Below are 8,311 nucleotides of genomic sequence, written 5' to 3'. Positions count from 1 at the left end.
ATTCTATTAACTGACGGTAACTCTCTTCCAAAATGTTGATTTAATCCGCAAAAAAACAGCTTTAACATTAATCCCCCAACTTTTCGTCTTGATCCAATTTTTGTTCCTAAGCCTATGGATTTAATCAAAATGAAACAGTGGCGGCAATAAAAAAGAGGCAAACAGTTTATACCATTTGCCTCTTTAGTGACTCCGTCTGGATTCAAACCAGAAACCTTTTGATTCGTAGTCAAATGCTCTATTCAGTTGAGCTACGGAGCCGTTATTGTTAATCGGGTGACAAAAGTAGGAATCTTTTTTTAATTGCCAAATTCTTTGCGCAAAAAATTCAGGAACGAATAATCACCCTTTTTAAGCATTAGTTGGAAACCGGTACAGGTACAGGTTTCATTCCCAATGCGCGGATAAAGCGGAAGTGGGAAACGATGGCATTGCGCATAGTAGGCAGGTTATTGTAAGGCAGCCCAAATTCTTTACATTTTTGCGCTACAATATTACTGATAGCAGGGTAATGTACATGGCTTATACGAGGAAATAGATGATGTTCTATTTGATAGTTAAGGCCACCTACCATCCAGGAAATAACTTTCACATCTTTTGAAAAATTGGCCGTGGTTTTAATCTGATGAATAGCCCATTCATTTTCGATCTGGGTAGATTCTCCGCTTACGGTTTCAAAAGTGGTTTCTTCCACCACATGGGCCAATTGAAACACGATGGCCAGTGTGAAACCCAATACTATGTGCATGGTTACAAAACCAATGGCCCAGGATCCCCATCCTACAAAGTACACGGGTATGCACACGTAAAATATAATATACAATAATTTACTGCCCCAGAACGTAAGGTGGTCGCTAAATTTCATGGATTGCAGCGGTGTGGTGTACACTTTGCTGCTCAGGTATTTTATAAAGTCAAATATAAAAACCCAGGCCACGGAAGAAATAGCGTATACAAGGGGAATATAAATATGCTGGATACGGTGCATCGGCACCCATTTCTGGGTATGGCAGTGGCGCATTACAGGGCTTTTGGCTATATCGTCATCCATTCCGTCTACGTTTGTATAAGTATGATGTACGATATTGTGTTTTTGTTTCCAGATAAACGCATTGCCGCCCAGCGCATTCAGCGTAAGACCAAAGGCATCATTTACCTTATTATTCGTAGAAAAACTACCATGACAAGCGTCATGCATAACGTTAAATCCTATGCAAGCCAATGTTAAACCTAACAACGCACTCCCCAGTATGCCCGCCCACACTGGCATGCTCACCAATAAAAGTGTTAAGTACAAGCCGGTGGCTACTGTAAGCAGCACGGCGGCTTTCACGTAAAGTTGGGTGTTACCCGTTTTTTTTAGGTTATTTTCCGTGAAATACGCATCTACAGCGGTTTTCAAAGCTGGAAAAAAAACCTGGTTTTTGTTGTTAAAGGATACTTTTGGCATATTTCGTATTGTGATCGTGATGGTACGAAGGAGAATCCCTGCGTAGCGTGCAACGAGTACAAAATTAGCACATAATCGATAAGTATACGAGGAATCGCGGTTTAATTTACAATTATTTAACCTTTTTTCGCCATGTGTTTCTATTTATAAATTAAAAACATAATAGCAAGTTTTGCGGTAAAAAGGCCTTGGGGGCAAGTTTGATAGGATTGCGGGAATAATAATAAATAATAAATGTCTTTAAATCAAATAATAGTAGTACCTTCCGTTTTTCTTATTTTAATTTTTACTAATGACAACAAAGTACCAAGGAACTGTAAAGTTCTTTAATGAAAGCAAAGGCTTCGGCTTCATCAAACATGACGAATCCAACAAGGAAACCTTTGTACATGTGAACGGTCTGGTTCACGAAATTCAGCAAGACGATCGCGTAGAGTTCGAATTGCAGGAAGGCAGAAAAGGCATGAATGCTGTGAACGTTCGCCGCATTGACTAATTAACTGCTGGCTGGTTTTATATACTGATAATAAAGCATTCAATATATTTAACTTACCAAGGTTGCCCCGGTTGTATAACCGGGGCTTTTTTGTGCCCAATCGCTATATTTGCTCGATAAATATGCGATTTTGAAAATACAACTCTGGAGCATCGGGAAAGAAAACGACCCCTATATTCGGGATGGCATTGCGGTGTTTCAAAAAAGACTGCAATATTACACCGATTTTGAGCTGCGCCTTATTCCCACGGTAAAACAGGCCGCCTCCCTCCCCCTGCCGGAACTTAAAAAACAGGAAGGTAAAATGATCCTGGATCTGCTAGGCCCCCAGGATTTCCTGGTAGCACTGGATGAAAGGGGTAAAACTTTTACCACCCTGCAACTGGCAGATTTCCTTCAGCAACGTATCAATGCCGCCACCCGCCAGGTGGTTATCCTCATTGGCGGCGCTTATGGCATTGATACGCAGGTACTACAAAGGGCTCAACTGCAATTGTCCTTATCTTCGCTTACCTTTCCGCATCAATTGGTACGGCTTATTATGACGGAACAATTGTACCGGGCGTACACGGTATTGCAAAACGAAAAATATCATCACCAGTAAATCCACCAGCAACGTATATGGAGATCTCCGCCACGCTTATTATCATTGTATTGACCTGTATTATTTCGCTGATAGCACTGAACCAGGAAGGCCTGATGGAGGACCTGGCCATGTGGCCTTATTATATCCGTCAAAAAAAACAATTTTATCGTTTCCTGACAAACGGATTTGTGCATGCCAACTACATGCATTTATTTTTCAACATGCTTTCCCTCTATTATATGGGACGGGTGGCGGAGCAGGTATTTGCTATTTTTTATACTAGCCCTTATGTGTTCCCGGCATATTATGCCCTGGCCATCATTGTATCTACCATCCCCTATTATTTCCGGCACTATAAAGATCCCAACCGCTTGGCAGTAGGCGCTTCCGGCGCGGTATCGGCCTGCATTTTCACCATCATGCTGGTGCAGCCCTGGGCACAGATATACCTCTTCTTTTTCCCGATGCCCATTGTGGTGTATGGGATTGTGTTCCTGGGATTATCTGCCTACCTGGCCAGCCGCGATACCGGATATGGCGGCATTGGGCATGGCGTGCATTTCTGGGGTGCTGTGTTTGGGCTGGTATTCCCCATTCTTTTGCAACCTTCCCTCCTTACCTATTTTATTACGCAACTGCTATCCCCTTTCAGATAAGAAAATCAAGGGTCATACATATTGATGCCGTAGCAAAATGATTTTGAATTCTTTATCGGGAAGCCATGTGTGCGCCGTTATGATAACATTATTTACCGGCGTAAGCATGGTATAATTACGGCTTTTTCTTATATTCGGCTACGCATTGCCGATGCCCTATGAGTTATCGTGTATTTTTTTCTGTTGTAGATAAACAGCGACCTGCTTTCTATCACAAAATACGTCGCCCCTACGCCGGGTGCTTCCTGGTGGCCCTCCTGCTTTGTACCGTAGGAACCGCTCTTTCCATGGTGAACGGCTTTTTCCTGTTCCTGCTCATTGCTACCGGTATCATTTATTTTATCGCCATCCCTGTAATCACACTGGAAGAATACCGGCTTTTGGGAGAAATGATCATTGGCGAACATATCCTCACAATTAAGTTGGGCGGCATTTCCTACGCTTATTACATGGTAGATATTGACCATCTCGTAATCCGTTTTTCCGGGTACAAAAAACAACCCTTACAGCATGACGGAGACATGCAGCCCAGCCTGGGCATCCGCAATTTTATCGAGTTTAATCACAAGGGCGCCCATTGCTCTTTTGAAGTGCTTTTTTTTGAAGAGCACTTACCTGCGCTGAACCGGATGTTTGATGTTTGGCATTCTTACCGTTACCCTTTCCAGCTATATAGTGGCAAGCGGGCTATCATGAAATTTTAAGTTTTCTAATAGGTTGTTAAACCACTTTAACTAAGGTTGGAATGTCATTTGCTAAGATGAAGTGACTTACTATCGTACATATATTTAACAGAGCAAATGGGCAGACATACCTATCAAACTGGCATAATCGGCAACTGCGCCTACCTGGCGCACATCGGCATGAATACAAATGTAGAATGGCTTTGCTGGCCCCGAATGGACAGCTCCTTTGTATTTGGCGGGCTGTTGGATAAAGAAAAAGGCGGCGAATTTTCTATATTACCAGATGGCGAATACTCTTCACATCAATATTACCTGGAGAATACCAACATACTGGTAACCGAAGTAACGGCTAAAGATGGCAACAGCTACCGCATTACGGACTATGCTCCCCGCTTTTTTCAATACGACCGTTATTTTAAGCCCCTCATGCTCATCCGGAAGATAGAGCCAATGCAGCAATCGGCCCGCATAAGGGTGCGCTGCACGCCGGTGTGCGATTATGGTGTTATGCCCCAGCAGCGATTCCGTGGCAGTAGTCATATAGAATTTGCCGGCAGTTCGGAACGCATGCGGCTTACTACAAATATTCCTATCAGCTATATCGTAGATGACCAGTTTTTTGTACTGAATGAAACCAAGTACCTGGTGCTTTCTTATGGTAATCCGCTGGAAGCCCCGCTGGTAAGCACCGCAGACCGCTTCTACCATGAAACAGAACGTTACTGGCGCACCTGGATTAAACATTCATCTATCGCTAATTACTACCAACCCTATGTGATCCGTGCTGCACTGGCCCTGAAGATTCACCAGTTTGAAGATACGGGGGCTATCATTGCCGCCAGCACCACCAGCCTGCCAGAGTTTCCTGGCAGTGGGCGTAACTGGGACTACCGCTATTGCTGGTTGCGCGATACTTACTATGTGATTACCTCGCTCAATCACATCGGGCATTTCGAGGAAATGGAGAAATTCTTCAGTTACATCACAGACATCTCTTTTTCGGATGACTTCCGCTACCAGCCGCTCTACGGTATTACCGGGGCCAAAGAGCTTACGGAAACCATTCTCCCCCACCTGGCCGGCTACGAGGGTAACCAGCCAGTACGCATTGGCAACCAGGCGTATGAACATATACAGAATGATATTTACGGACAGGTGCTTATATCCATGCTGCCTCTGTACACCGATCACCGTTTTATTTTCTCGGAACGCAAAGACAGCGTACACTGGATAGGTTATCTACTGGATAAAATAGAACGTACTATTGATGAAAAAGATGCGGGCATCTGGGAGTTCCGCAACTTTGCCAACATCCATTGTTACAGTAACCTGTTTCAATGGGCTGGCTGCGCGGCTGCAGAAAAAATGGCCCGCACTATCGGCGACATTAATTTGGAAAACCGCGCCACCTCCCTCAAAGAGCGGGCAGCTGCACACATAGAAAGCTGCTACGATCCTGTGCGTAAAGTATATACCAATGCCGCGGGAGGCACCGCACTGGACGCCAGTACATTGCAGCTTATAAATATGCAATACCTGGACCCCGCCAGCGAACGTGCCAGGGACCACCTGACGGCGCTGGAAAAAGAATTAAAAACACCCAATGGTCTATTCTACCGCTACCTGCACAGCGATGATTTTGGTAAGCCAAAGACTACCTTTCTGGTATGCGCATTCTGGTATGTAGAAGCCCTGGCCTGTGTGGGCCGGCTGGAAGATGCACAGCGGGAATTTGCCAACCTCCTTAAATTCTCCAATCACCTGCTGCTATTCAGTGAAGATGTAGATGAAGAAGACGGCAGCCAGTGGGGCAATTTTCCACAAGCCTACAGCCACGTGGGGTTAATGAATGCCGCCTACCGCATTGCCATGAAACTGGACGTACCCATTTTCCTGTAGAAGAATTAATCTTACAATAACAAAAAACCTGGGATCAATGCCCAGGTTTTTTTATGCTATTATCGTATATCCGTTTACGTTAGTACCTACTCCCGGTCCTTATTGCAATTTCAGCGCATTTTTCTCCTGCACTAACATTTTAAGCAATTGTCTTACCTCGCGGAAGCTGCGCAGGTAGTAGCGGGCGGCGCTTACATAATTGCCTACTTTAATGGTGTAAGCATTAGCGGGCAAAACTTTGAAAATGTCCTCGTCGGTAAAGTCGTCGCCTATGCCGAGGATGAAATCGAACGTTTCATCTTTCATCCAGGCCAGGGCAGCTTTGCCCTTATTGATCTCCACATTTTTTATTTCAATGACCTTGTCGCCCGGCAGCAATTGCAGGGGCTTGTCGGCAATGTAGTAGCGTAAGGTATCCATCAATTCATTGGCGCGCAAGTCGCCCAAGCCTTCTTCCACTTTCCGGTAGTGCCATACCAGGGAGAAACTTTTTTCTTCGATCAAGGCGCCTGGTGTACGGTCGGTGAAGGTTTCGAGGATGGGCTGTATCTCTGCTTTCCATTGGTCGGTAAGGCCGGGAATTTGCGTCCACGCGCCTCCCTGCAGCTTATGCCATGCGCCATGTTCGGCAATAAGGTCTATGGGCAGCTCACCAAACCATTGCTCCAGGTTGGTGTGATGCCGGCCGCTGATCAAAACCAACTGGTTCTGCGGGTCGCTGGCAAGGTTGTTTAATAATTTATAGAGATCCGGATCGGGATTAGCATCTTCCCGGTTTACATTAAAGTCTACCAGCGTGCCATCGTAATCTAAAAATAGCGCGCGTTTGCCGGCGTGAACATAATCATGCACCATCTCCTGCGCCATGCCTGGGCTGATGCGGCGGGCCTGCATGCTTTGCTGGGCTTTCTTTACATCATCAAGCGTAGTCATGAAAAGTTTTACCCAGTGATATACGTTGAATTTGGCCACCATTTGCCGCATAGCTTTCATGCGCTGCTGCTGTTCGGTCAGGGGCATACTCAGGGCGATGGCAATGGCCTCAGCGATAGCATTGGTATTATTAGGGTTTACTACGATCGCATCAATCAGTTCTTTGGAGGCGCCGGCCATTTCACTAAGAATCAGTACACCATTATTGTGAATGCGGCTGGCTACATATTCCTTGGCTACGAGGTTCATGCCATCGCGCATAGGCGTTACCAGGCAAATATCGGCCAGGTTATAAAGTGCGGTCAGTATATCCAATGGAAAACTGCGGTAAAAATAATGAATGGGACTCCAGCCCATGGTACGGTAACGGGCGTTGATATTGCCCACCAGTTGGTCTATCTGGTCGCGCAGTTCTTTATATTGAGGCACCGTATCGCGGGAAGGTACGATGATCATAGCAAGGCCTACTTTTTCCACATACTCAGGATGGTTTTGCAGGAAAAGATCGAAGCCCTGTAAGCGTTGTAAGATGCCTTTACTGTAGTCCAGCCGGTCTATCGAAAGAATGATGCGCATTTGCTGGAAGCGTTTTCCGAGCACCTGTACCTGGTTTTGCACGCCGGCGGTAGCAGAGAGTGATTCAAATTTTCGATTGTCTATGCCCATGGGAAAAGTTTCCACCATCACGTTACGGTCATTCACGGTAATGGTATTGGCAGAAGCATGGAAGGCCAGCAAACGTACGCAGCTACCAATAAAATGGCGGGCGTCGTCGAAGGTGTGAAAACCTATCAGGTCTGCGCCCAATATGCCGTTCAGCAATTCTTCGCGCCAGGGAATAAGGCGGAACAATTCGTAGGAGGGAAAAGGAATGTGCTGGAAAAAGCCGATAGAGGCATCGGGCAGATCTGTGCGTAAAAGACCGGGCAGCAACAATAACTGGTAGTCCTGCACCCAAATCACATCACCTGGTTCGGCTACCGCCAGCACAGCTTCCTTAAATTTTTCGTTCACCCGCATGTAGTAGTCCCAGTAAGACTGCTCATAACGCGCGTAAGTACTCATATAATGGAATACAGGCCAAAGCACTTCATTGCTAAAGCCTTCATAAAATTGATTAATCTCTTCCGCTGTAAGGTACACCGGCAATAAGTTTAGCTTGCCCAGCGCTGTTGTTAATTCCTCCTGTTCGGCGAGATCACTTACTTCCTGTCCTGGCCAGCCAATCCATACATTACTGCCTTCACGGTACACTGATCCCAGGCCAGTAGCAAGGCCCCCTTCGCTGGGCATAAGTACTATTTCTTCGTTCTTCCGGGTAATTTTTACTGGCAGCCTGTTGGATACAATAATGGTTTTTCGCATGATAAACTCCGTTTCCTTTTGATTAATAAAGCATAGTAGTGGACTTATTTTAGTCTGGTTCCTCCGTTGGTTAGGTGTCTACAGTTGCAGTATAACACTTTTTCATAGTGTTTGAATACATATGTTTACCACTAATACGTGTAGCAATTTTTGTGCAAACTATCTTTTGGCATACTAAATGAGCGCATAGGCTGGCATAGGCGTATTTAAACAATGCAAAAAATTCCTGTAAATGAATAT

The 8,311-nt window shown here is 45.3% G+C and carries 8 protein-coding genes and 1 tRNA gene; 5 read left to right on the top strand and 4 right to left on the bottom strand.

The features are described from left to right. The 3 genes from GA0116948_RS21535 to GA0116948_RS19835 all read right to left on the bottom strand — a co-directional run. Positions 1-206: hypothetical protein (locus GA0116948_RS21535; RefSeq protein WP_211434882.1), on the bottom strand; the 206-nt coding region annotated here is incomplete at its 3' end. Continuing rightward, a tRNA-Arg gene (locus GA0116948_RS19840) sits at positions 188-261 on the bottom strand. The genes GA0116948_RS19840 and GA0116948_RS21535, both read right to left, overlap by 19 nt. A gap of 97 nt (positions 262-358) precedes the next feature. Further along, positions 359-1,450: a fatty acid desaturase family protein gene (locus GA0116948_RS19835; protein ID WP_089715484.1), complete on the bottom strand. Its 1,092-nt coding sequence runs from the start codon at positions 1,448-1,450 to the stop codon at positions 359-361. 292 nt (positions 1,451-1,742) lie between these two features. Between GA0116948_RS19835 and GA0116948_RS19830 the strand changes: the two genes are divergently transcribed. From GA0116948_RS19830 to GA0116948_RS19810, 5 genes are all read left to right on the top strand, one after another. After that, positions 1,743-1,946, top strand: a complete 204-nt coding sequence (locus tag GA0116948_RS19830; protein WP_089715482.1) for a cold-shock protein — start codon at positions 1,743-1,745, stop codon at positions 1,944-1,946. Between the two features lie 130 nt (positions 1,947-2,076). Further along, positions 2,077-2,550: a 23S rRNA (pseudouridine(1915)-N(3))-methyltransferase RlmH gene (locus GA0116948_RS19825; protein WP_089715490.1), complete on the top strand. Its 474-nt coding sequence runs from the start codon at positions 2,077-2,079 to the stop codon at positions 2,548-2,550. A gap of 17 nt (positions 2,551-2,567) precedes the next feature. After that, positions 2,568-3,188, top strand: a complete 621-nt coding sequence (locus tag GA0116948_RS19820) for a rhomboid family intramembrane serine protease (RefSeq protein WP_089715481.1) — start codon at positions 2,568-2,570, stop codon at positions 3,186-3,188. Positions 3,189-3,346: 158 nt separating this feature from the next. Further along, positions 3,347-3,892, top strand: a complete 546-nt coding sequence (locus GA0116948_RS19815) for a hypothetical protein (protein ID WP_089715479.1) — start codon at positions 3,347-3,349, stop codon at positions 3,890-3,892. Between the two features lie 96 nt (positions 3,893-3,988). Continuing rightward, positions 3,989-5,773 carry a glycoside hydrolase family 15 protein gene (locus GA0116948_RS19810; RefSeq protein WP_089715477.1) on the top strand — a complete coding sequence of 595 codons (1,785 nt, stop codon included), beginning with the start codon at positions 3,989-3,991 and terminating at the stop codon, positions 5,771-5,773. 99 nt (positions 5,774-5,872) lie between these two features. Here the strand turns inward: GA0116948_RS19810 and GA0116948_RS19805 are convergent, their stop codons facing one another. Continuing rightward, a complete protein-coding gene (locus tag GA0116948_RS19805) occupies positions 5,873-8,071 on the bottom strand; it encodes a bifunctional alpha,alpha-trehalose-phosphate synthase (UDP-forming)/trehalose-phosphatase (RefSeq protein ID WP_089715475.1) in 2,199 nt (732 codons plus the stop codon). Positions 8,072-8,311: the final 240 nt, after the last annotated feature.

Origin of the sequence: Chitinophaga costaii (assembly GCF_900094705.1) — a bacterium.
Taxonomy (GTDB): Bacteria; Bacteroidota; Bacteroidia; order Chitinophagales; family Chitinophagaceae; genus Chitinophaga; species Chitinophaga costaii.
This window is presented reverse-complemented; position numbering and strand designations above follow the sequence as displayed.

What these genes read in the sequence shown, in the direction of transcription:
- GA0116948_RS19810 (WP_089715477.1), top strand. Translation starts at nt 3,989, where the DNA reads ATGGGCAGACATACCTATCAAACTGGCATAATCGGCAACTGCGCCTAC.
- GA0116948_RS19805 (WP_089715475.1), bottom strand. Translation starts at nt 8,071, where the DNA reads ATGCGAAAAACCATTATTGTATCCAACAGGCTGCCAGTAAAAATTACC.
- GA0116948_RS19835 (WP_089715484.1), bottom strand. Translation starts at nt 1,450, where the DNA reads ATGCCAAAAGTATCCTTTAACAACAAAAACCAGGTTTTTTTTCCAGCT.
- GA0116948_RS19820 (WP_089715481.1), top strand. Translation starts at nt 2,568, where the DNA reads ATGGAGATCTCCGCCACGCTTATTATCATTGTATTGACCTGTATTATT.
- GA0116948_RS19830 (WP_089715482.1), top strand. Translation starts at nt 1,743, where the DNA reads ATGACAACAAAGTACCAAGGAACTGTAAAGTTCTTTAATGAAAGCAAA.
- GA0116948_RS19815 (WP_089715479.1), top strand. Translation starts at nt 3,347, where the DNA reads ATGAGTTATCGTGTATTTTTTTCTGTTGTAGATAAACAGCGACCTGCT.